The 23,778-nt window shown below is 51.7% G+C and carries 20 protein-coding genes; 15 read left to right on the top strand and 5 right to left on the bottom strand.

Features of this window, described 5'->3' with window-relative positions; translation table 11 throughout:
• Nucleotides 1–52 precede the first annotated feature (52 nt).
• The 3 genes from ACN082_RS06795 (at nucleotide 53) to ACN082_RS06805 (ending at nucleotide 4,206) form a co-directional block, all read left to right on the top strand.
• On the top strand, nucleotides 53–1,006 hold the full coding sequence (locus ACN082_RS06795; protein WP_419100096.1) for a proteasome assembly chaperone family protein: 954 nt from the start codon (nucleotides 53–55) through the stop codon (nucleotides 1,004–1,006).
• A gap of 193 nt (nucleotides 1,007–1,199) precedes the next feature.
• Complete coding sequence (locus ACN082_RS06800; protein ID WP_419100097.1) at nucleotides 1,200–2,618, top strand: DUF4192 family protein; 1,419 nt, start codon at nucleotides 1,200–1,202, stop codon at nucleotides 2,616–2,618.
• 196 nt (nucleotides 2,619–2,814) lie between these two features.
• Entirely contained in the window at nucleotides 2,815–4,206 is a 1,392-nt protein-coding gene (locus ACN082_RS06805) for an RNA polymerase sigma factor (RefSeq protein WP_419100098.1), read from the top strand.
• A 68-nt stretch (nucleotides 4,207–4,274) separates the two neighbouring features.
• Here the strand turns inward: ACN082_RS06805 and ACN082_RS06810 are convergent, their stop codons facing one another.
• Nucleotides 4,275–4,775, bottom strand: a complete 501-nt coding sequence (locus tag ACN082_RS06810; RefSeq protein WP_419100099.1) for an Rv3235 family protein — start codon at nucleotides 4,773–4,775, stop codon at nucleotides 4,275–4,277.
• A gap of 22 nt (nucleotides 4,776–4,797) precedes the next feature.
• Nucleotides 4,798–5,670, bottom strand: a complete 873-nt coding sequence (locus tag ACN082_RS06815; protein WP_419100100.1) for a LysM peptidoglycan-binding domain-containing protein — start codon at nucleotides 5,668–5,670, stop codon at nucleotides 4,798–4,800.
• Between the two features lie 141 nt (nucleotides 5,671–5,811).
• On the opposite strand from ACN082_RS06815, the gene ACN082_RS06820 reads away from it, so the two are divergent.
• Nucleotides 5,812–6,369: a hypothetical protein gene (locus tag ACN082_RS06820; RefSeq protein WP_419100101.1), complete on the top strand. Its 558-nt coding sequence runs from the start codon at nucleotides 5,812–5,814 to the stop codon at nucleotides 6,367–6,369.
• 16 nt (nucleotides 6,370–6,385) lie between these two features.
• Here ACN082_RS06820 and ACN082_RS06825 read toward each other — a convergent pair whose 3' ends face one another.
• A complete protein-coding gene (locus ACN082_RS06825; protein WP_419100102.1) occupies nucleotides 6,386–6,619 on the bottom strand; it encodes a helix-turn-helix domain-containing protein in 234 nt (77 codons plus the stop codon).
• A gap of 218 nt (nucleotides 6,620–6,837) precedes the next feature.
• On the opposite strand from ACN082_RS06825, the gene ACN082_RS06830 reads away from it, so the two are divergent.
• The 3 genes from ACN082_RS06830 to ACN082_RS06840 are packed head-to-tail and all read left to right on the top strand — an operon-like array spanning nucleotide 6,838 to nucleotide 10,430.
• Nucleotides 6,838–7,482 (top strand): SAF domain-containing protein, encoded by a 645-nt coding sequence (locus tag ACN082_RS06830; protein WP_419100103.1) that lies wholly within the window; start codon nucleotides 6,838–6,840, stop codon nucleotides 7,480–7,482.
• Nucleotides 7,479–8,858: an AAA family ATPase gene (locus tag ACN082_RS06835; RefSeq protein ID WP_419100104.1), complete on the top strand. Its 1,380-nt coding sequence runs from the start codon at nucleotides 7,479–7,481 to the stop codon at nucleotides 8,856–8,858. The genes ACN082_RS06830 and ACN082_RS06835 overlap by 4 nt, the downstream gene beginning before the upstream one ends.
• Nucleotides 8,859–8,888: 30 nt before the next feature.
• The gene (locus ACN082_RS06840; RefSeq protein ID WP_419100105.1) at nucleotides 8,889–10,430 is read left to right on the top strand and encodes a sensor histidine kinase; all 1,542 of its coding nucleotides are present in this window, start codon (nucleotides 8,889–8,891) and stop codon (nucleotides 10,428–10,430) included.
• A 68-nt stretch (nucleotides 10,431–10,498) separates the two neighbouring features.
• On the opposite strand, the gene ACN082_RS06845 is transcribed toward ACN082_RS06840, so the two are convergent.
• Nucleotides 10,499–10,747 (bottom strand): WhiB family transcriptional regulator, encoded by a 249-nt coding sequence (locus tag ACN082_RS06845; RefSeq protein ID WP_135013289.1) that lies wholly within the window; start codon nucleotides 10,745–10,747, stop codon nucleotides 10,499–10,501.
• Nucleotides 10,748–11,132: 385 nt separating this feature from the next.
• Here ACN082_RS06845 and ACN082_RS06850 point away from each other — a divergent pair, with 385 nt between their 5' ends.
• Nucleotides 11,133–11,411: a hypothetical protein gene (locus tag ACN082_RS06850; RefSeq protein WP_419100106.1), complete on the top strand. Its 279-nt coding sequence runs from the start codon at nucleotides 11,133–11,135 to the stop codon at nucleotides 11,409–11,411.
• Here ACN082_RS06850 and ACN082_RS06855 read toward each other — a convergent pair.
• Nucleotides 11,398–14,655 (bottom strand): FtsK/SpoIIIE domain-containing protein, encoded by a 3,258-nt coding sequence (locus ACN082_RS06855; RefSeq protein ID WP_419100107.1) that lies wholly within the window; start codon nucleotides 14,653–14,655, stop codon nucleotides 11,398–11,400. The two genes, ACN082_RS06850 and ACN082_RS06855, sit on opposite strands and share 14 nt — an antisense overlap.
• A 730-nt stretch (nucleotides 14,656–15,385) precedes the next feature.
• Between ACN082_RS06855 and glf the strand changes: the two genes are divergently transcribed.
• From glf to ACN082_RS06890, 7 genes are all read left to right on the top strand, one after another.
• A complete protein-coding gene (gene glf, locus ACN082_RS06860; protein ID WP_419100108.1) occupies nucleotides 15,386–16,573 on the top strand; it encodes a UDP-galactopyranose mutase in 1,188 nt (395 codons plus the stop codon).
• Between the two features lie 9 nt (nucleotides 16,574–16,582).
• Entirely contained in the window at nucleotides 16,583–18,613 is a 2,031-nt protein-coding gene (locus ACN082_RS06865) for a glycosyltransferase (RefSeq protein ID WP_419100109.1), read from the top strand.
• The gene (locus tag ACN082_RS06870) at nucleotides 18,610–19,491 is read left to right on the top strand and encodes an ABC transporter permease (protein ID WP_419100110.1); all 882 of its coding nucleotides are present in this window, start codon (nucleotides 18,610–18,612) and stop codon (nucleotides 19,489–19,491) included. The genes ACN082_RS06865 and ACN082_RS06870 overlap by 4 nt, the downstream gene beginning before the upstream one ends.
• A 5-nt stretch (nucleotides 19,492–19,496) precedes the next feature.
• A complete protein-coding gene (locus ACN082_RS06875) occupies nucleotides 19,497–20,273 on the top strand; it encodes an ABC transporter ATP-binding protein (protein WP_419100111.1) in 777 nt (258 codons plus the stop codon).
• Between the two features lie 318 nt (nucleotides 20,274–20,591).
• The gene (locus ACN082_RS06880; protein ID WP_419100112.1) at nucleotides 20,592–21,833 is read left to right on the top strand and encodes a CpaF family protein; all 1,242 of its coding nucleotides are present in this window, start codon (nucleotides 20,592–20,594) and stop codon (nucleotides 21,831–21,833) included.
• A complete protein-coding gene (locus ACN082_RS06885; protein ID WP_419100113.1) occupies nucleotides 21,833–22,687 on the top strand; it encodes a type II secretion system F family protein in 855 nt (284 codons plus the stop codon). The genes ACN082_RS06880 and ACN082_RS06885 overlap by 1 nt, the downstream gene beginning before the upstream one ends.
• Nucleotides 22,684–23,619: a type II secretion system F family protein gene (locus ACN082_RS06890; RefSeq protein ID WP_419100114.1), complete on the top strand. Its 936-nt coding sequence runs from the start codon at nucleotides 22,684–22,686 to the stop codon at nucleotides 23,617–23,619. Before ACN082_RS06885 ends, ACN082_RS06890 begins: the two co-directional genes overlap by 4 nt.
• Nucleotides 23,620–23,778 lie beyond the last annotated feature (159 nt).

Here is a 23,778-nt window from a genome sequence, read left to right on the forward strand (position 1 = left end):
GTACTATAGAGTCTCAACACAAGAATGGACCTTTAGGCGAAGGGGGCAGAGCATGAGACACGATGAGCGGCTATACATAGCCCACGCTGGAGTATTTGAGAACCAGCGCCTTAAAGGCCTCCCCCTGGTGGTTGCCCTATCACACCCTCAGGACGCCGGTGGAACAGCGGGGCACTTGGGCGAAGTCCTTCTGCACGAACTTGATAGCCTTCCCGTCATCGAGTTTGACGCTGACAGGCTCCACGACTACCGCTCCCGCAGACCTCGCATCACCTTTAAGAAGGACCACTATACCAACCCTGTTTTGCCCGAGCTCAAGCTCTATGTTGTAGAAGACCGGTTGGGTAAGCCATTCCTGCTGCTGACCGGGACCGAGCCTGATTTTCTCTGGCAGAGGTTTACCTCAAATATCGTTGACCTTGCTCAACGACTCGATGTTTCGGTCGCGCTATCTGTGACTGCATTCCCTATGCCGGTCCCTCACACACGCCCGATTCCTGTGACAGCCCATGGCTCACGCAAAGATTTGACTGCCGGTATATCCTCCTTCCAGCCTGAAGCTCTCGTCCCGGGTTCGGTGTCAAGTCTGCTCGAGGTAGCCTTGACCGAAGCCGGTATTGGTACAGCAGGCTTCTCTGTGAATGTTCCCCAGTACCTTTCTGAATCTGAGCTTCCCCAGACTGCTCTGGTCGCTATGGAACACCTTTCGCTTGCCGCCAAGCTGAGCCTGCCCTCCGACCGCTTGCGGGAGCTTTCACTTAATGTGCAGGGCCAGATTGATGAACAAGCAAGTGCTAACCCTGAAATTCAAATGATGATTCACCGCCTAGAAGAATCTTACGATGCCAACGCGTCCAGGGGTTTCAGCGCTTTACCTTTGTCTGAGCGAGCGGCCGGGCGCGTTCCTCCCCGGGATGAAATTGGCGCAGAAATCGAGGCCTACCTGGCGCAACTGAGCAATGATTCTGGTCATGAACCAGGTCAAGGCCAGCTGGGGCCTCTCTAGGGAACTTATGCCAGGTACTGTGCGAGCTGTGGATTGCGATGTCTACGCTCTTAATAGGCGCGACATTGGTCCATTCTTTTTCTGTGACTTCTCTATTTACACATCGGGGCAGTGCAGGGGAAACCCCCGATGAGCTTTTCCACAGACTGTTTAAGGCTTCTCCTGTGCCATGTATAACACTGACACTGGGGGCATGAACAGTTCTTCTCACATAAGCAGTTCCTCAGCCTTAACTTCTCGTATTCGGACTGAGAGAGACGTCGTTGCAACCTGTGTTCACCTTCTAGGGTATTGGCCTAAGGACTCCCTGGTTCTCATGGTTGCAGAAAGCTCAGGGGTCGGACCGCTGATAAGGGTCGATATGGCCGACCCGTTTGAAATGCCTGCGGAGGACTATTTAGATACTCTCTTCAGCTCTATTCCAAGGCTGAATGGTCTCAACGAGGGCCTTCAGAGGATCTTTGTTCTGATGTTCGGGGGCTTGCTTAGCACATGCCCAAGCACTCCTTTAACCCAGCCTGCTGGGCCGATAACTGAGAGTGATCAAGAATTATTTGAGCGAGCTATTTACTACCTAGAACCCATTCGGAGCACTGGCTCGAGGCATAATCTTGAGGTGCTTGATGTCATCGCGGTGGGGCGAACTGTCTACTGGTCGGTCAATCCTGAAACCGGTGGCTTGGAGCCTGTAGGGTGGGCAAACGATATCTTTTCTAGCCCGGTCTATGCAGAACTTGTTTCACGAGGATCCCTTGTATCCAGTAGCTCGCATGAAGCTTTTAGCCTCAAAAAATGGAACCCGTTAGATACTCAGCATCCACACACAACAGAACTGTGGCTGGCCTCTGCAGAGGCTGCCGCTGTGCGGTATATCGAGATGAAGCAAACCCTTAACCCGCTGGAGCCTTTTCAAGCAGAAGCAGAGCTGATGCTCTGGGATAGCCTGCTTGGAGCTGTCGCTGATTCTGTCCGCTTAGAGAAAGAGAACAATCTACTTCCCTCCACTTTAGGCGATCGCATTCGAACAACGGTTCCGCCTGATGCAGCCGGCTATCTTGTAGCTTCGCTGACGAACTCAGCCACCTTGCATTACTTGGTCTACCTTGCCTGCACAGATCTATCGCACACTCTCGCAGCACTGGGTCTGATGGAGGGATATATTCAATTCTTTCTTGATGATGCAGGCAAGAGTAGCAGAAGGCTGTTACCCTCGGCAGAGACTCTGTCAGCCTTTGATCTTGAGAGAATAAGCCCTACCCTCAGCGCTCAAGGCATGCGTGAGCCTGCCGACAGCAACGAAGCAGGGGCCCATTTTGCCGGGGTGCTTTCAGGATCCCTTGAAAGGCCCCCTCATTGGTGCAGGCTAGAAGCTCTGGAGCGGCTGTGCGCCCTTTTCGAAAATATCGCTTGCCATAAGTGTGAATCTATGCTGATTGCGAGCCAAGCCTGGGTTAAATGGCTCCGGGGGAACTCCACAGAAGCCTCTTACCTTCTTGAAAGTGCAGATCAAAAATACCTGGAGTCTTCCCCGCTTCTCTTGAAGAGCCTGCTGGGCAGCAGCACTATTCCTATGTGGCTTACCCAGCCTGGGGGAGCACCCCCTGTTCGCTAATACAAGAAATCTGCTGGTAAGTATCGCGCCGCTTAGCTAGTAGGGCTAAAACATGTCATACTTGACTATTGACCCCGCTTGTAGTGTGGCCGCATGATTCAAGAAAATATATTGGAATAAAATCCAAAGGCATTCTGTTGAAGCTAGAGATATTTTTGTAAATCTACCGGACCTACTTGACAGGGTCTTAGGTGTTTTGACCGCGAACACCGCATCACACTCGCTACGGTCAACTAGCTCAGAAAGGTTTTCTGTGTCACCAGCCGCACGCAAGAAAGCAAGCAGCGAAACCGCTGCAACCAAGGCCACCGCTAAAAAAACCTCTACTCGCGCCAAGGCAAAAAAGGCTGATGAGCAAGCAGAGGCCGTAGAAAATAACGAGGACGATGTTCTTGTTACCACCACGGCAAAGCCCAAAAAAACTGCAACTAAAAAAGCAACAACAAAAAAGGGCAAGAAGTCTGCTGACGATGATGACCTTGTCTTGGATGATGATATTGCCCTTGACGATGTCGCCCTCGGTGATGACCTCGACGAAGAGAACGACGAGGATGATACCGATTCAGTGACTAAAGAAGAGAAAAAGGTAGCGGAAGAAGTTGCTGCTAAGGGGTCCGGATTCGTTCTGACCAACAACGACGAAGACGATGCCCCGGCAATCCGTGTCGTAACACCCGGTGCTACAGCTGACCCGGTCAAGGACTACCTTAAGCAGATCGGTAAGGTCGCTCTGCTCAATGCAGAGCAAGAAGTTGATCTTGCCATGCGTATTGAAGCTGGTCTTTACGCTGAGCACAAGCTCAAAGAGAACCCCGATATGGACCCCCAGCTTAAGAAAGAACTGCGCTGGGTTATCCACGACGGACGTCGTGCAAAGAACCATCTTCTTGAGGCTAACCTCCGTCTCGTTGTTTCGCTGGCTAAGCGCTACACCGGGCGTGGCATGCTCTTCTTGGACCTCATCCAGGAAGGTAACTTGGGCCTGATTCGTGCGGTAGAGAAGTTTGACTACTCTAAGGGCTTTAAATTCTCGACTTACGCAACCTGGTGGATTCGTCAGGCTATTACTCGCGCTATGGCTGACCAGGCACGTACTATCCGAATCCCTGTACACATGGTCGAGGTCATCAATAAGCTCGCCCGTGTTCAGCGTCAGATGCTTCAGGACCTGGGCCGTGAGCCCAGCCCCGAAGAGCTTGCAACTGAGCTAGATATGACCCCCGAGAAAGTCATCGAGGTCCAGAAATACGGCCGTGAGCCTATCTCGCTTCACACCCCTCTGGGTGAAGACGGAGACTCGGAATTTGGTGACCTCATTGAGGACTCCGAAGCTGTGGTACCCGCCGATGCTGTTTCTTTTACCCTCTTGCAAGAGCAGCTACACTCGGTGCTTGACACCCTGTCAGAGCGCGAAGCTGGCGTTGTTGCTATGCGATTTGGCATGACTGATGGGCAGCCCAAAACCCTTGATGAGATTGGCAAGGTCTATGGTGTGACACGTGAGCGTATCCGCCAGATTGAGTCTAAGACCATGTCCAAGCTCCGCCACCCCTCCCGTTCACAGGTTTTGAGGGACTACCTCGACTAACACTCAGGCCTACTGAAAAGCCCTGGCACTTCAAGGAGTACCAGGGCTTTTGTTATAGGGGAAATATATTAGGCAATGAGCAGGGTACTAATCTTCCATTGTCCACGTTTCCGTTCCGCCCTGAGTGCAACTGCTCTTGTGCGGCAGCCATCGGTTACCAGGAGGCTAATCTCGTAAGCCTGTGGAGATACTTTCTGGACGATAACTCTCCGGGGGCGGATCAAAGCTGGAGCGCGGTGGGGTTCGATGGGAGGGTAGTCCTTAAGCTTTTGAGCTATTGCAGGCTGTATTCTGGAAAGATTCTGAGAGATGGTTCGGTAGCATCCTGCTGTCATCCACGGTGAAAGATGGTGTAGCGGACGCCTGCCCATGAACACTTCAACACAGGCTGTGCCGATGCGAACGCCTAATCGTTCAACGGCTGATTCTTCTTCACTGATGTAGGGAAGGTCTTGAGAGGGTGTAGCGGCTCTACCTTTCTCAAAGTAGTGAGCATAATTTTTTGCGTAATCGCTGGCCTCAAGCACAATGAATTGGGGTCGTTCACGATCTGGGAATGCTGTTTTCATGGTCTTACTCCTTAGCTGAGGGTTATCGGGGAAGTAGTATCTCTTGGCCTGGGAAGATATATGAGTCAAGGGTTGGAATCAGATTGCTGTTGAGGTCTTGTATCTCATGAACGCAGTGGAGAATTTCTGCTCCGCTTGCTGTCTTTGGCATATGGTTTTCTGCTATTGACCATAGCGAGTCACCCGGTTTGACCCTGTAGTGGCTAGAGCCAGCATTTGCCTTGCAGTTTTGTTCTGGTGGGGAGGTCTCAGTTTGCTGGCTGGTCGATGTCAATCCACCGAAGAGCGGTGAGATTGTTTGCCTGGAGTGACTACTGGCCAGGGTAACCGCCACAGGCTTTGGGGGTGTTGAAGAGGCAAACAGCGGTGTTATCGATGATGAAGTAGCGCCGTGCTCAGATACTGAGTATGCGCCTTCCCCGTATTCTTCTGGCATAGGTGGAATATTGTCCTGCCCTTCAGCGGAGATAATAGCTGGTGTGGTTTCAGCGGTTTGGCTAACACTGATGCTTGAGTCATCGGCTGTTAAAGCCTGCGCCTGTTGGGGACCAGCGATGAGGCTGACGCTGAGTGAGCCACTGATGAGTACCTTAAGCGCTGAGGGTGCCCACCGAGGAAAGGAGGGGGCGCGAGTGCTGATTCTCAAGTTAAAAAGTATGAGCCGGTAAATGTAGAGAAAATAGCTACTAGACCACCACAGAGCAATCAAGCCGCAGGCAAAAGTGCTCATCAAGGTCATGAATATCTGGGACCAGATCTCTGCAGTAACTGCTTTTGCCGGTACCTCGGCCGCCTCTATAAATGTGAAAAACAGGTAGGAACCGGTCAGTGCCCCTGTCATCGAGAGCAGAGGTACCGCCGCTGCCAGCAGATGGCGAAAACCATAGGATCTCATCACTACACCCCAAATCGTTTCATTTGATGTCATTTGATGAATTATGATTTATCTTACTGATGTTTTATGTTCAGGCAAGAGTATTCGCAAATTTTTTCACTATATTTCTGTTATGCCCTGACTTCGGGATATCCTCGGTACATGAACAGCCTGGATCGTTTATTCCGAGACTTTGAAGTGCAGCTACAGGCACAAAGAGTGCGCGACTACGAGGCAGATGCGCGTGAACTGAGCATGATGGAGCGCTCAAAAGTTACCTGCGCAGATAGATTGGCTGCCCAGCTGGGGGTTGCCTTGTCTGTGCACGGTAGCACGGGAGATACGTGGCGAGGGCAACTCATCGGGCTTGGATTGGGGTGGATCCAGCTATCAACCGACACAGGTGATCTGATAATTCGCACTCAGGAAATTGTCTGGTGGGAAGGCGGCGATAATAAGTCCTATGTTGAGGCTGAATCTGTTTCTCGAAAACTAACAATCGGTTCAGCCTTGCGGGCTCTCGCTAAAGGGCATCGTGAGGTTATCGTGATACACAACGGATCTGCCGGTCTGACCACGGAGGGGCACATTTCAGCTGTGGGGGCAGATTACTGCGAGCTCTTTGCTACAAGGACTCAGGCATCAGGCAAGAAAGTCTCGTTTGTGCGGACTATTCCATTTACATCAATTGCGGCAGTGAGGGTAGCTGCTGGTAGCTAACCCTTTAGTGCAAGCTTTAGAGAAGCTGGTCCTCCTGGGCCGGTTGCCCGGAGCGTATTGACTCTTCCGTCATGGCATAGCGTTCCTTGATGTACTCTTCCAGCATTGATTTTTCAACTCGCCACTGGTTTCGCCCACCAATCTGAATTGCTTTAAGCTCCCCTGAGCGAACCAGCGCACGAGTCTGACTAGGGGTGATGTTGAGAATCTCGCCTACATCGGTCAGGGTGAGAAAGCGTTGCTGAGCCATGGAAGAGAAACCTTTGCGCTAGGTGCCAACAGAATGATGTCTTTGATAAATTTTAGTGCATTTTGGGGTATCTAGGGGTGAAAAGCAAAGGCTGTGGAAAACATCTTATTTTCTGCGTAACTTTGAGGTAAAAACCCTTCTGAACTTTGTTTTATACCTCTGATTAGTAAAACTACTGTCATCAATAGATTTCGTACCTAGCTGACGGAGGTGGCCAGATGGCTCATGAACAGACCGCTCCGCGTTTTAAGAAACCTGGCTTGAGAGATCCACGGCTACTTGTTGGTGTGCTCATCATAGTGCTTTCAATTCTAGCTACAGTAGGCCTTATCCGTGCTACCAACCAGACTGAACCTTACTATGCCGTGAGTAAAGACTTGGGCATAGGTGACCGGATTAGTAGGGAGAACGTGCAAGTCGTTCAAGTTCGGTTGGGCGATGCCGCACCTCAATATATTTCAGCTGAGCAAGATTTGGCTGAGGGGCTTGTCGCCACACGCCCTCTGAAAGCCGGTGAAATCCTTTCGCCCAATGCCGTCTCCTCTGAAGTCAGTGAGGGGCGGCGACTCGTGACCCTTTTGCTCGATCAGTACGCTGTATCTGGCTTTTCTGCAGGCGACAGAGTTGATATCTGGGTATCCCGCAAAGAAGAAGGCTCAAACTCTTTTGGTGATCCGGAACCTATTGTCGAGGGGGCTGAGATTCATTCTGTCACAGCCCAAGAATCAATTATCGGAGGCACCGGTCGCTCTGCCGTCGAAGTATGGGTCAATAACGAATATCTCTCGCAGGTGCTGGGAGCCTCAAACGATGGTTCTGTCATTAACCTGGTTCCTTCGGCCTATGAAAGCGGTCGCCAATGATGCAGATTCCGATTATCGTCGTAGCGGATGAGGGCGGCAGGTTTATCTCAGCCATCGAATCCCAGCGAGGCCACGTCAGTGTGGTGCGACACGTTCATGATATGGGCGAGATGCTGGGCATTGCACAAAGTGGAATAGCTCGCGCTGTCTTAGTCGTTACCCAGGCTCATGAGATGACCCAGTCCCTGATCAGCTCATTGCATCAGATGGAACTATCAGTGTGCATTGTTGCAGATACTCATGCGCCGCCCTCCCTAGATAATGTAACTATCGTTGACTCTCTGGCAGATACACAAGAAATAGTTGAAGCAATTGAGCGTTCTGTCAAAATCCTGCTGGAAGAAACCGAAACCCCACAAGCTGACTGCCCCCCTGAACAAGTCAGAGACTTGACCCAGGCACCAGGGGCACAGGCTCAGATAAGGGAAGAGGCGGGGAGCGAGAGCCTGCCAGGGAAGCTTCTCACCGTTTGGGGCCCGCTCGGTGCCCCCGGGACAACAATGCTTGCCACAAACCTGGCAGCAGCCTACGCAGAAGCTGGCTATAAGACCTGTCTTGTGGACGCCGATACCTACGGTGCCTCAGCCGGTGCAGTATTAGGGCTCACCGATGACTACTCCAGTCTCGCTCAGCTTTGCCACCAGGCAGAGAGAGGGCCCGTTCAAGAAAGGCATCTCAAGGAACTGGTCCAAACGGTCCGCCACAAAGATTCATACTTCGACATTGTTACCGGCATCAACAGGGCAGACCGGTGGGCTGAAATTAGAAGAACCAGCCTTGCTAAGGTCTACGAAACCCTCTTGCAGAAGTATGACTTGGTCATCGCCGATACAGCCTTTTGCCTGGAAGAAGACGAAGCGCTTTCATTCGATTCCATCGCTCCGCAACGCAACGAAGCAAGCCTAGTAAGCCTTCAAGACTCTGACGGAATTGTGTTGGTTGGCTTAGCAGATGTTGTGGGTGTACCCCGACTGATTAAAGCCTATGACCAGCTCATCCAAACTGTTCAACCAGAAAATCCTCAGGATATTTCTATCGTCTTCAACCGTGTTCGCTCAGAAGCCATAGGACCTTCTGCGCGTCTAGCGTTAGACCATTCATGGCAGCGATTTGGGCCAGCACACCCTATCGACCTTGTGATTTCTGAGGATGCTGGCACAGCCGATAAGGCCCGTCTTTCCGGCAAAACGATTCTTGAGGTGGCCCCGACTTCTCAGCTCGCCAAGGAGCTCCATAACCTGCAAGCAATTACACGGGCACGCCTGGGGCTTAAACCAGGGCCTACCCCTGACGAAAATGGGGGTTCCTCACAGAACGTGGTAGAAAAGAAGAGATTATCTTTTAGGTTCCCAAGCCGTTCGCGCTCCAGCTCGTAGGCTTTGACCCAAGCCAGGAGGCCACACAGCATGTCATTGACAGAAACCCTTGAACGGAGTGGTGCCTATGGGCCAGGTGATATTGAGTGGCTTCATCTGCTCACAAACGAGTGGCAAATCATCGCTGATACCGGTTACTGCGACCTCATGCTGTGGGTCCCCGATCCCGAGAGTATTGAAGGATTCTTTGCGCTCTCACAGTCTTTACCATCTGAAGCAAGCTTTGTTAGCCTCGCTCAAATCAGACCATCCACCACGCATACCGTCTTTCATTCAGATCTGGTAGGCAGATCCCTCCACAAGTCACTTTGTGAACGGGCAATAGCGAGCTGGAATAGCCAGACCCCCAAAACGCTAAACGATGAAAACAACCTGACCGATATTGTTCTTGAGACTGAGTTCATCCCACTGATTAGAAATAACCGCCCGGTGGCTTTGCTCTCTGTCCACAGGGAAAGCCTGGGTACCCGCAAACGCCAAAAAGCTGAGCGGGCCTATCGTGACGTATCGCACCATATACTCCAGATGGTGTCGCGAGGTGCCTGGCCGGAGTTCTCAGCCCCGGTCGGTACTGCACACGGTAACCCTCGAGTCAGCGATGGGCTCATGATGCTTGATACCGACGGGAGGGTAAGCTACGCATCACCTAACGCCCTCTCGATATACAAAAGACTCCAATTCTCGGGCGACATGATTGGTAAAAGCCTTCTAGAGGTTACTCGTTCGCTCTTACCAGCAGGAGAAAAAGCAGACGAAACCTTGCCTCTGGTTCTTACCGGCCGAATGCCCTGGCGGGCTGAAATTAAAGCGCGCAGAAAAAATGTCAGTTTCAGGGCGATACCCCTTCGGCGCTTTTCACGGCTGGGAGAGGAACGTTATGGGGCGGTTCTGCTCTGCCGAGACGTCACCGAGCTAAGAAGCCGTGAGCTAGAGATGATGTCAAAGGACGCAACTATTCGAGAGATACATCATCGGGTAAAAAATAACCTCCAAACCGTCTCTGCATTGCTTCGTCTCCAAGCTCGTAGAATGACCAGCCAAGAAGCCAAAGAGGGGCTGGAGCAGGCTATGCGTCGCGTGGCAACTATTGCCCTCGTACACGAAGCCCTCTCTCAGGGGCTTACGCAAGACGTTGACTTCGATGATCTCATTGGTCGTCAATTCCGGCTGGCCGCTGAGCTGGCATCCCCCGGACAACAGGTAGAAACACTTGTCAAAGGGCCCTTTGGGCGGTTACCGAGCCAGATCGCAACTCCGCTTGCCTTGGTTATCAACGAAGTAGTAGCAAATGCCGTCGAGCATGGGCTGGCTGGAGAAACTGGAACGGTTACTTTGCGCTGCCAGCATCACTACAGCGATAACCAGGAGCACCGGCTAACTGTAACTGTCGCAGATACGGGTGCAGGTATCAGCGGCGCAAAGATTAGGGAACTTGAAGAAGGGGCCAGCACAACGGGGCTGGGAACACAGATTGTGAAGACTCTGGTATCTAGTGAGTTAAACGGTTCGATTCACTGGTCATGCCTACCTGAGGGAGGGACACAGGTGACTATCACCGCTCTCATCTCCTAGCGGGCCAAAAAATTCAGGGGAAGCCGTCAAAGGCTTCCCCTGATAGGTTTTCTTGAGTGCCAGAACCGCTAGGATGCCCTGCGGGCCCGGGCGGCACGACGTTTCATGGCACGTCGTTCGTCTTCACTCATACCGCCCCAGACACCAGAATCCTGGCCAGTCTCGATAGCCCACTGCAAGCATGTATCCATGACAGTGCAGCTGCGACAGACGTTCTTGGCTTCTTCAATCTGAAGTAGAGCGGGCCCGGTATTTCCTACTGGGAAAAAGAGTTCGGGATCTTTCTCGAGACAAGCAGCACGGCTTCGCCAATCCATTAGCATGCTCTCCTACAGGGTGTACCGGAATATGCTGGTTGAACCACCAGCTACTAAACAATAAATTTGGCTCCTTAGGTTAAGGAGCCAAACGTGAACCTCAATAACTTTCCCACGATATAGACCGTCAGACAAGAGGTTGTTGGCGAAAATAACAGTGATGAGCTGAGGTAAATCTCACAGAGAGCTCTGAACTGGTGTTGCGGCGTGAGGGTAAACACTCCTGCCCGCCTATCCTAGATAGAAATAGTACTTACCAGATCAGCCATGAAAGTCTCACAGCATGAAACAGCTTCTTCACGGTGCACCTTTGAGCGTGAAAATTACCCTTGCAATATCGTTGGGACAGGTGATCTATTTTCTTGCTAGGACTGGGCTAGGAATTATGGATTCAGCAGATAGGGGAACCACGCTAGTTATCGCCGCTTTCTACCTAATGGTTACCTTAGCGCTGGCAGTAGGGGCATATGCTCTCCTACAGGGGCGTAGATTCGGGCAACCTCTCGTCCTGGTCTGGCAACTGTTTGCCTTTATCATCGGAATACAAACCGCTCTGGGCGGTCAGCTACTCATCGGGGCTGGGGCGGTTATCTTGAGCGGTGTGGTTATTCTTGCGGTATGCGCAAAATCCACCGTTGATTATGTGACTGTTACCCCTCGGTAAACGCAACTTGGACTGGGTAGCAGTCTGAGTACTCAATAATAACGGCTCTACCCGGTGGCACCTTTCCCATCGTTTTGAGGTCAAGAGGCAGGTCATGTCCAGGGTAGAAGCTAAGATCTGTAGCGATTTCGGGTTGTAAAACGATGCCTGTGGCAGTGCCATTAAGGGCAGATAGGATGGGCGAACTACTCCATCGGGGCCAGGGCGTGTAGGCCACGAGTACCAGCTCAAAATCTTCCTTTCGTGAGAGTACGAGATGCTGGACATCGTGGCTAAGCTTGTCGATGTCATCAATGAGCAGTACTGGGCGTCTCTTGGAGTCCTCGAATCTATCGATGGTCTCCCTAAGAATGTCGACCTTGATGCTTGGTCCAGCGGGGATATACACCATGGGGTAGCTACGGTTGAGCGTAGCGAGGGCCTTGAGGCAGGTTGTCTTACCTGATCCCCGAGGACCGCTAATAGTCATAAAACCTCCTCGCGTCTCTGGTAGAGTGGCGACTTTTCCCCAACGATCCAGACCTATCGCAAGCCTCTTCCTGGGCTTATCGGTTTTGAGACTTACATCCGCGACAGTGCAAAGAGTTGGGAGCTGTTTCCAGCGGGAGGAAAGCCCGGTTGATAAAGCGACAGTAGCCAACCTCTCCTTTCCACTTGGTGCCAGTGACCAGCACAGCGTCCCCGCTTCCACCTTCGGACCACCGTGTTGTTCAATAAGAGGCCCTTCAAGAGCAAACTGCCCTGCGGTTGGAAGGCTGTATGTTTTACTGGTGGAACGGGTAGGGTCATTTTTTACCGCAGATTGAGTAAAAGCGAGGTAGGGGAAGAGGGCTTGCCATTTTCCTCGAGGAACAGCTAGAGAAGTGCACAAGGTCAAAATCTGGTGATGTGCTGCCTGCTGCAGAATCTCAAGGAGATGGGATTCAGAGAGCGGGTAACGAATAAGACTCTCAAGAAAGCTATCTAACCCGTCAATAACGAGCAGGGTTCTGTGCGGGAAATTTTGGGCCATATCGGCCAAGATGAACCGAATAAACTCAAAATCTTGAAGCGAATAGATACTGATTGCCTCAGATGAGCCAAGGGCTGTACGCAGCTCCTGCGCACCTTGCTCAGAAGCAGTGCAACAGACGATGGCGTATCCTCTATCCGCCGCCTGGATCAAGGTGCTTTTCAGGTGTTCAGCCCGATCAATGGGGTTGCCCACCATCAGGAGAGGGCCGTCTTCTGAGGACCACCAGAACCGGCCCTGGTAACTGCTCTCTGGTATCTCGAAAGTTCCCAGGTCAACACCAAAAAGGTTTTGGTGATCGGTTTCTGGTGGTGTGGTCGGGGTAAGTTCGGGAAGCACCGGTGTATAGGCAGAAGAGCCATAGACCTGCTCTAGTTGTGCATTGAACTGACTCAAGTTTTGGTCTGATATGGGACAGGCTCCTGTGTATGCCCCCTTATTTTCTTCCAGCACAAAACTTGCTGAGCAGTGCGCTCTACTGTCAGGGCTGTAAAATCCGGTCAGCAACGGTGCTTGGAAGGCGATGAGCCTATTTTCCGAATCTTTTATGAAGCCCCTGCCAGGCTTACTGGCTGGCAAAGTAGCAGCATCATCAGACTCAAGAATGTTGTAAGAATCTTGACTGGAATTCACCCGGAGACAAAGAACCGTTGAGATATTAGTCCGGATGTCCTGTGAGATAGCGCCCTGAGGGCGTTGTGTTGCCAAGATGAGGTGATAACCCAGGGAACGTCCGATGGTGGCTATGCGCATTATTTCATTCATAATGTCGGGAAAACTGTCCACTAACATTCGAAATTCATCAATACACAGAATGACCTCCGGGAATTCTGGGTACTGCTTTTGCCCAAACCGTAAAGATTGGTAGTCCTCGTATGAGCTCACTCCAAGAGAACGAAAAAGCTTCTCACGTTTTGTGAGGTCAGCTTTCAGGTACTTGAGGGACCGCTGGAGAGCCGCTGTTTCTAAATCTGAGATAAAAAGGCTGGTGTGGGGCAGATATGCGAGCGGTCCAAGACCGGCACCGCCTTTAAAATCTATCAAGACTAAAGACAACCGTCGTGGGCTATTGCCAAGGGCTAAGGACCAGAGCATAGTACGGAGTAACTGAGACTTACCCGATCCCGTCGTGCCAGCGCAGAGGAAATGAGGCCCATGTCTTGTAAGGCCTAGCGCAAGATCTTGGTGGGTATCGAGGTCTTGACCAACATACATGGATAAATCTTGGTCATGAGTCGGAAAGCTCTCAGGCAGATTTCTTTGGCAGGCAGGGGGCGCAAAAAAAGGTATTTCTGAGGTTGCGGAGTCAGCTGTCTGGAGGGCCCGTGAGGCAGTAGTTCTACCAGTGGATTGGGAGAGAAGTGCGGTATATGTTTCAGTAGAAATCCCGTCCAAAAATAGCTTGTCCCAGCCGGGCACTTGTAGGATTCGGGTGCTAGCTTGGGGCGTTAGAACAAATTGCATAAGACCGTCAGACGTATCAGGAACAGGAGTCGAACAGATAAGCAAACCATTCTGTAGCCCCGGCAGCTGACCCGAATCGATGAGCTGGACGTGTTCAAAGGTAACTAAGGGCTCAACCAAGCGGAGATACTCAGAGTTTTCTTGTCCTCTTATCAGAACATAGATCGGTAGGCCTGTCTTGATCAGCTGACATAGAGCCAAGCGTTGGGTTGCGGTAGGTAGCGACCCCGCTACATCACTGAGCTCTTGTGCAGAACATAGCCAGGGGGTGCTCGACAGGAGGGGAACAGCCGCTATATCCCGGTGTTTTCCTTGAATACGTGCTTTCCTGGTTCCTCTGCCCAGGGCGATACCTGAGCCTTGGGCTAGGTACCTGACGCCACGAAACTTTTGGATAGCTGCCTGCTCATTGGTGACCGCTTCGGCAACTATCCGGCGAAACTTGCCGCTCTCTTTCCCCTGTGACAAGGCATGAATCCCCATGAGGAGCGAAGAGCCGCAGGCCATCAGTAGAATAAACCAGAGTTTTGTGAACCAAGCAATGAGGCAACCTATTCCGATGGGCAGAACAGCCATGAGGACCAAGGCTAGTTTGGAACGGGGGGCAGGAACATCTAACTCGACTTCCTCCGGGTCCCGGAATAATACGGGTTGCTCATCCCAGGGGTCTATCGAACAGATGCTGGAGCCTAGCTGAAACACTTCTCCGGGGTTTATTTTCTGTTCAAGGTGATCGGCTCGGTAGACGATACCGGTACTTTGAACCAAAAAATATCCCTCGATAGGGGAGAGCGCAGGATCTTGGATTCTCAGGAGCGGAGCCTGGCGACCTACTGGCCACTTCCCGCGTGTGAGAGGGAAAGCTGTTTGTGAATCTGGGCCGTGCAGAACCCTAAGCTCAAATAGAGGAGCTTCAGCATCTGGGGTAACTTCGCTCAAATTTGCATGGGGTGCTGTTGTGAGTACAGCTCGGTTGATCAAGGGCGGCTGGCCAGGGACCAGGTCACGTATATCTTTACCCGCAATGAACCAGGTGGCTTGTTGAGAGCTCCCCCAAAGGGAGGCAAGGCCTCTGCGGCAATCTTCGCCAGTCACCTTCCCCTCGCAGTGCAAACGGATAACTCTGTATCTGTTTCCCTGAGGTTGCTGAACATGTAATAAAAGCTCCATGGCTCCGTATAAAACACCAGATTATGTGGCATGACAAGGAAAGAAAACAGAGAAACAACCCGCATCAATTGTTATGACTCCCCGCTGCATAAAAAATTTTTCGGAGCCAGCCATCTCAGTCTCACAGCCCCATGCGGTGAGAATGGGGAATAATCACACAGACTTCCCAGCCTGTTTGTGAGCGAGACAGACCGCTATCCGGTAATTTTGTAAGTGACTGTATTTACCCAATAATCGGGTTGGTACGACCAGTACGCTTCTACGCTGTAGTAGCAGAGCACGGTTCCACTGTCACCAGACGGTGCAGCCCCTAACAAGGAGTATGTAAGTGAACGCTGATCTTGTAGTCGTAGGCTCGGGTCTCTTCGGCCTGACCATCGCAGAGCAAGCTGCAACCGAACTCGGTCTTAAAGTAGCCCTGTTAGACCGTCGCCACCACATCGGTGGTAACGCCTATAGCGAGAACGAAGAACGTACCGGTATCGAGGTTCACCGCTACGGTGCCCACCTCTTCCATACCTCCAACGAGCGCGTATGGGAATACGTCAACCGATTTACTGGATTCACTAACTACACCCACCGTGTCTACACTAACCACAAGGGTATCGTCTACCCCATGCCCATCAACCTGGGTACTATCAACCAATTCTTCAATGCAGCGTACTCGCCGGCAGAAGCTAAGGCACTCATTCAGGAACAGGCAGGCGAACTAGCAGGTACTGACCCCAAGAACCTCAACGATAAGGGCATCTCCCTGATTGGTCGCCCCCTCTACGAGGCATTCATCAAGCACTACACTGCAAAACAGTGGCAGACCGACCCAGCTGACCTTCCTGCCTCAATCATCTCCCGTCTACCGGTGCGGTATAACTACGACAACCGTTACTTCAACGATAAGTATGAGGGCCTGCCCGTAGACGGCTACACCGCCTGGCTCGAGCGCATGGCAGCTCACCCCAATATTGAGGTTCACCTCAATACTGACTTCTTTGAAGAAGGCCACGAATACTCACGTTCTAAGGTACTCGGCCAAGTACCCGTTATCTATACCGGCCCGGTCGACCGCTACTTTGACTATGCAGAGGGCAACCTCTCCTGGCGCACTATTGACCTCGAAGAAGAAGTGCTCGATATTGAGGACTTCCAGGGCTGTTCTGTAATGAACTACCCCGATGCAACCCATCCCTACACCCGTATCCACGAATTCCGCCACTTCCACCCCGAGCGTGATTACACCAAGGAAGCTACCGTCATCCACCGTGAATACTCACGTTTCGCTGAAAAGGGCGACGAACCCTACTACCCGATTAACACCAACGCTGACCGCGACATGCTTCTGCGTTACCGTGAACTAGCTGGCGGCGAGCAGAACGTCCTCTTTGGCGGACGCCTGGGTACCTACAAGTACCTCGATATGCACATGGCAATCGGCGCAGCCCTCTCCATGTTCGACAACAAGCTACGTCCACACTTTGAAAAGGGTGAAAAACTGGTTTCTGGCGGTATCGACGCCTAAGATAAAACGATGATGACAACTACTCAAATTTCACCTACGCAGTTGCGTGTTTTGCAACGGGTAATTCTACCCGAGGCTGTTCAAACCGATGTTATCCCGCTCTACATCGATAGTGGCGGCGCAACCGGCGTTCAGCTACCCACCCGCCTAGATGGTGATGCCAGCAAAACAATTGCTCAAGCCACAGCACGGCAGGATCAGAATACAGGGGCAAACTATGGTTCTGCCCAAAGCTCTGCTCCGGATATGCTGAGCCGTCGTTCGACCCATCTGGGCGCCGGTAAGACCGTTTCATTCGGTACCTATTTCAATGCTTTCCCGGCTTCTTACTGGCGCCGTTGGACACCGCTCAAATCGGTGACTCTGCGCCTAGAAACTTCCGGCCAAGGCATGGTTGTGGTTTACAAGTCCAATGCCCGAGGCGTCATTCAACGTGTTGACGCTAAGGTTCTCTCTGGTCTTGAAAAGACTGAGTTTGAACTGTCGCTTGCCCCCTTTGGCGACGGCGGCTGGTACTGGTTTGATTTGAGCGCAACCACAGAAGACCTCACCCTTGTTGAGGCTGAGTGGTGCGGTGCTATTACTCCTCGTTTGGGAGAAAACGGCGGTAAAGCTACCGTTCAGATTACGACCATGAACAAGGTCCAGTACTGCATCGATAACATTCGCTCACTGGGCGAAAACCTTGATGCTCTTGAGACTGTTCAGGAAATCTTGATTGTGGATCAGGGCACCGAAAAAGTATCAGATCACCCTGACTTTGAAGAGGTCGTCAAGCCTCTGTCCGGTAAGTTCCGCATCATCAACCAGGCTAATCTGGGTGGTTCTGGTGGATTTGCCCGTGGCATGTTTGAGTCTGTCAACAATGGCAGCGATTACGTCATGTTACTCGATGATGACGTTGTGGTGGAGCCTGAATCTATCCTGCGACTTATTACGTTCGCAGACTACTGTAAGAATCCCACCATTGTGGGTGGTCATATGTTTGATATGTATGACCGCTCTGTTCTGCACGCTTTCGGAGAGGTTGTTAACCCCTGGCGAACCTTCTACGACAAGCCGCACGATGACATGTCCCTGGGACATGATCTGGGCAAGAGTAACCTGCGTAGCACCCACTGGATGCACCGTCGCGTAGACGTTGACTACAACGGTTGGTGGATGTGCCTCATTCCTACCGATGTTATTAAGCAGATTGGGCTGTCGCTTCCCCTCTTCCTCAAGTGGGACGATGCCGAATACGGTCTTCGTGCGAAAGCAGCTGGTATCGCAACCGTATCCTTCCCCGGTGCGGGCCTTTGGCATGTTTCGTGGCAGGATAAGGACGACTCTGTCGGCTGGCAGGCTTATTTCCACGAGCGTAACCGTTTGATTACCGCTCTGATTCATTCACCTTTTGAAAAGGGCGGGTCTGTTTTGCGTGAGTCCCTCTTCTTGGACGTCAAGCACGCTCTTTCCATGCAGTACTACACTGAGGAAGGTCGCCTGATGGCCATTGAGGATCTGCTATCTGGACCCGAGCATCTGCATCCCTCACTGAGCGAACGTCTGCCTGTTATCCGTGGCAAGGTCAAGGAGTTCAGGGACGCGCAACTTAAGTCGGATTTTGATGATTATCCTCAGCCCAAGACCACTAAGCCTCCCTTCAAGGGGCGTCGTAACTTTAGCTCACCGGGTTACCAGAAGCTGATTCCTTGGACCATCTCCACGGTGGGTCGTCAGCTTTTCAAGCCGGTTGATGATTTAGCTAAGAAACACCCGCAGATTCAGCTGAACTACTCAGAGAACCGCTGGTGGACTGTTTCTAAGTTTGACTCCTTGCTGGTAACCAATGCTGAAGGAACCGGTGTGTTCTGGTATCAGCGTGACCCCAAGAAGCTCCGGGAGAATCTTGCCCGAGCAACCAAACTGCATGCCAAGCTCTTTAGCGGCTGGGCTGACCTCAGTCGACAGTACCGTGAAGCTGCTGACCGGGTAGCGTCCTATGATGCCTGGGCTAAGACCTTTGAGAAGCATACGGAGTCTGAGCTGACCCGATGAGTGATATAAAGACTGTTCCCCTATCGCCCCCCGGGCGCGGGAGGGGACTACGAGATGTTTTCCATAACCGTTATCTGCTCAAACTCCTGGTTGATAAGGAAATTCAGGTCCGTTACCGAGGCTCCGTTCTCGGCATCCTGTGGTCCTATATCAAACCGGGTGTACAGTTCGGTGTTTTCTACGTTGCCATGGGCCTTTTCTTGGGGCTTGAGCGGGGCATGGAGAACTACGCTATCTACCTGTTCTCAGGCATGATTGTTATCAACTTCTTCTCGGAGGGCTTTAGTAACGGTGCCAAGGCAATGGTGGTTAACGGAGCTCTGATTAAGAAGATTTATCTTCCGCGTGAACTCTTTTCTGTTTCGACGGTCTGGGTAGCGCTGATTCACTTTGTGCCTCAGATCGTGGTGCTTCTAGCTGCCTGTTTCTTCGCTGGGTGGAGCCCTGACATCAAGCAGATTGGCGCTGCTTTCGTGGGTATGGCTATCATCATGCTGTTCTCAGCCGGGCTAGGCCTTATTTTCGGTGTCGCTAATGTATTTTTCCGCGATTCAGAGAATATTGTGGATATGCTCCTGATGGTGGCAACCTGGTTTTCACCGGTACTTTACTCCTGGACCATGGTGCGAGATAGCCTCTATCCCTGGGTCATAAACGTCTACCTGATGAACCCGCTCACTGTTGCGGTGGAGCTGTTCCACTACGCCTTCTGGATTCCCACCTTATCGGCTGACGCCGCGCAACTGCCAACCTCCCAGATTCCCCCGCACCTGCTGACTTTCTGGGTTCCTATAGCACTTCTTATTTCACTGGTTACCCTGTGGATTGGCGATACGCTTTTCCGCAAGCTTGAGGGTAACTTTGCTCAGGAGCTCTGATTCATGTGGATGTAAGGAAATTTGATTTGCCACCGGTCGCTCCTGACGCCCCCGTTGTGATTAGAGTCGATTCGCTGGTTAAGCGCTTTGTCTTAAGGCATACCCGCTCCATGAAGGAGGCCTTTATTTGGCTGATTAAGGGCCGTAAAGGGGACCTCAACGAGAAGTTTAATGCTCTCAACGGGGTATCGCTGGAGGTCCGTGAGGGTGAGCGCATAGCTTTGCTGGGCTATAACGGTTCGGGTAAATCGACTCTGCTCAAGCTAATCTCTGGAGTGATGCACCCCGATGAGGGCAGCATCTTGGCTGGGGGACGTATTGCTGGCCTGATTGAGGTAGGCGCTGGTTTCCACCCGGATCTGACCGGGCGGGATAACGTCTACCTGAACGCCGCTATCCTGGGCATGAGAAAGGAAGAGATTGAAGAGAAATTCGACCAGATTGTTGCTTTCTCAGAGATTGGTGACTTTATTGATACCGAGGTGAAGTTCTATTCTTCGGGTATGTATCTGCGCCTAGCTTTTGCTGTGGCTGTGCATACGGACCCTGAGATTTTCTTGGTTGATGAGATTCTTGCGGTGGGTGATGAGCCTTTCCAGAAGAAGTGTATTGCCAAGATTAAGGAGCTCAGTGCCGAGGGTAAGACCCTGGTGGTTGTCAGCCATGACCTTGATTTGGTGGCAAAGATTTGTGAGCGCGGTGTCGTGCTGGATCACGGTACTAAGGAGTTTGACGGCCCGATTGACCAGGCTATTGAGTTCATGAGAGCCAAGAACCAGTAGCTCGATTGCCCTGGTAAAGGTGCCCGCAGGATCTATGTCCTGCGGGCATCTTTCTGTGTTGTTACTAGTGAGTAACATATTGTGTGCCAAAATGTTACGTCACACACAAGGGAGGGCGTGGAAGAGGTGCTTGACTAGCTAAGCCGTGAGTATTACCTAGTCAGCTAGGTCTTACAAATTTTAATTGCTTTCCTAGGACTGTGCCTGATGCGGGTTATCCACAGGTGAGCTGAGAAATGCTTTGGTTGTTTACACTAATCAACTGTATCTTGTTGATGAACGTAGCAGCGAGTTGCAAGGAAGCGCAGGTGATGGCTCATGGGTCTCACAGAAGCCGAGCGTCTGATTGAGTCTGATGTGCGTGAGCTAATCCGCAAGAGCAGTATCGACCCGCTAGCCCAGCAGAATGAAGCGAAAGAGCTTATCTACAAGGCGCTGCGGTCTTATGAGCAACAGATGGTGCGTGGGCTGGTTCCCCGGATTGAAGGAACTGACCAGCTTGTTAATACCCTGTTTGACCGTGTCTGCGGTTTTGGTGAAATTCAGCAGTATCTTGATGATCCGTCCATTGAGGAGATTTGGATTAACTCACCGACTGAGGTCTTTGTAGCCCGTGCCGGCGAATCGGAGCTCACCGGGTTGATCCTCAGCGAAGAACAGATTAGGGCTTTGGTTGAGCGGATGCTTAAAACTTCTGGTCGCCGCCTAGACCTTAGTACTCCGTTTGTTGATAGCTCTTTACCAGATGGCTCCCGTTTGCATGTTGCTATTCCTGATGTCACCAGAAAACACTGGTCTATCAACATCCGGAAATTTATTGCCCGGGCGACTAGATTGACTGACCTGGTTAAGCTGGGGTCTTTGAGCTCTGACGCTGCTAAGTTTCTTGATGCGGCAGTTGCTAGCGGCCTTAATGTCCTGGTCTCTGGGGCTACCCAGTCTGGGAAAACGACCATGCTGAACTGCCTGGCTGCTTCGATTGGTATGCGCGAGCGCGTTATTACCTGTGAGGAAATCTTTGAGCTAAAGATTCCGCTACGCGATGTTGTGAATATGCAATGCCGCCAGCCAAACCTCGAAGGCCAAGGGGAGATTCCGCTCAGACGTTTGGTTAAGGAAGCACTGCGTATGCGACCTGACCGGCTGATTATTGGTGAAGTCCGTGAAGCCGAATCACTAGATATGCTCATAGCATTGAACTCAGGTCTACCGGGTCTGTGCACGATTCACGCAAATTCAGCACGCGATGCAATTACCAAGATGTGTACGTTACCTCTTCTTGCGGGGGAGAACATCTCAAGTTCCTTTGTCGTTCCGACCGTTGCATCCTGCTTTGACCTCGTTGTTCACTGTACCCGAGACCTGCATGGTAAAAGGCAGGTCCGGGAAATTATCGCAATTGGTAACCGTGTTGAGAACGGGGTTATCGAAACAACTACTCTGTTCAAACGTGATGGTGACAGACTGATATGCGTGGCCTCTGAGGTTCCTTCACCCGAGAAGTTCGACTATGCGGGTTTTGTGCCTGACCAGCTTCTTAACTTTGAGGAGGCAGACTGATGGGTGTTCTTCTCGGTATCTGCCTTGGGTTTGGCGGCTTGCTAACCTATATGTCGTTTTGGGATCTGCCGCCCAAAGCTAAAAAGCCTCGTCCAATCCCAGCTCTCGTGCAGCTCCTACGGCAGGCTGATCTTGAAAAGGTAACGGTGAGCATGTTCTACTCGCTCTCCACCTGTTCAGGATTTCTAGGTCTTGTTCTTATCTTTGCGCTCACCTCACTGATTCCCTTGTCTCTCTTGGCAGGGCTTGTGGGATTTTTTGCACCTCGCATGATGGTCAAGCACCGGGCAAATAAGCGCCAGGCCCAGCTCCGTGATCTCTGGCCCGACGCTGTGGATCATCTCCGGTCCGCTATTCGCGCCGGTATGTCACTACCAGATGCCCTTATGCAGCTTCAGTATCGAGGCCCAGAACCTTTGCGTCCAGCATTTGCTTCTTTTGCCTCTGACTATCGTGCAAGTGGTGAATTCCTGCCAGCTCTCAACCGTTTGAAAGACCGGCTGAGTGACCCAACAGCTGACAATATTATCGAGGCACTCAAAGTAACGCGTGAGGTGGGCGGTACCGACCTGGGTAGATTGCTTGGAACTTTATCTAGCTTCTTACGTGAGAATAGTAGGACGCGTTCTGAGCTTGAAGCTAGGCAATCGTGGACAATCAATGCGGCGCGTCTAGCCTGTGTTGCTCCGTGGGTGATTCTTTGTCTGATGGCAACCCAGCCCAGCACTATCCGTATCTATAACAGCTTTGCCGGTTTTGCGGTGCTGGGTGGGGGCCTGGCTCTGACAGTTATTGCCTATCGCTTGATGATGAGGATTGGCGCTCTGCCTGAAGAAAAGAGGGTTCTACTATGAACTCCGCACTGCTTCTAGCTATGCTGCTCGCTACCGGAATGTGGCTTGTGTATTCAAGCGTTACTAGGCACCGAACTGAAGATTTTTCTGATCGTATTGCGCCACAACTTCGGGCTGCCGAGCTACGCAATAACCGGGGCTCTGAACCCTATGCGACATTACCTGAGGGGCTGTACGGTGCAAGCATGAGCTTGCTGGGGCCTTGGGTTGAGAAAGCCTATAAAGCTGTCGGCAGCTCAAGCTTTGACCCGGCCGGTCTTGAAAAGCGAATAGATCAGCTCGGGGGTGGCCTTACTATCGCTGAATACCGGGTTCAGCAGGTACTTTGGTGCCTTTCTGCTCTCATGATGGGCACATGTCTTGTGGCCTTGGGGGCAGCACAGGGGAAAATCGGACTTATCCCCGGTCTTATTCTTATTGCTTTGGCAGGGATGAGTGGCTATCTTGGCCGGGACTACTGGCTAAGTCAGCAAATTAAGAAAAGGGAAAAAGCGATGCTGGCCGAATTCCCAGCACTTGCTGAACTTATGGCCCTCTCCGTTACTGCCGGTGAATCAGCACTAGGATCACTTGAAAGAGTGGTGAGGAGTTCCAACGGAGAACTTGCCCAGGAGTTTAAAGAGATTCTTGCCATGACTCGTACGGGGGAGCCTCTAGTCTCTGCACTACAAAACTTTTCTCAAAGAACCTCAGTAGCCGCTCTTGCCCGTTTTGTAGATGGGTTGGTTGTCGCTATCGAGAGAGGCACGCCGCTTGCCGATGTGCTGAGAGCCCAGGCTCAAGATGTCCGCGATAATGCCAAGCGGGAGCTCATGGAGACAGCTGGGAAAAAAGAAATCGGCATGATGGCCCCAGTTGTTTTCCTTATCCTCCCCCTCACTGTACTCTTTGCCATGTTCCCGGGGATATCACTCCTGAACCTTAATTTTTAGACCTTATCCACCAGTTGCCTATTAGGGCAGACCCATAGAGGAGAAACACTATGAAGAAGCTACTCACCGACACCTACATCAAGGCTCTGCTTGCAGTATTTGCGCCCCTTGACACCAAGGATGACACTGAACGCGGCGACGTTCCGGGCTGGGTCATGG

Source organism: Rothia sp. CCM 9417, assembly GCF_048513575.1.
Classification (GTDB): domain Bacteria; phylum Actinomycetota; class Actinomycetes; order Actinomycetales; family Micrococcaceae; genus Rothia.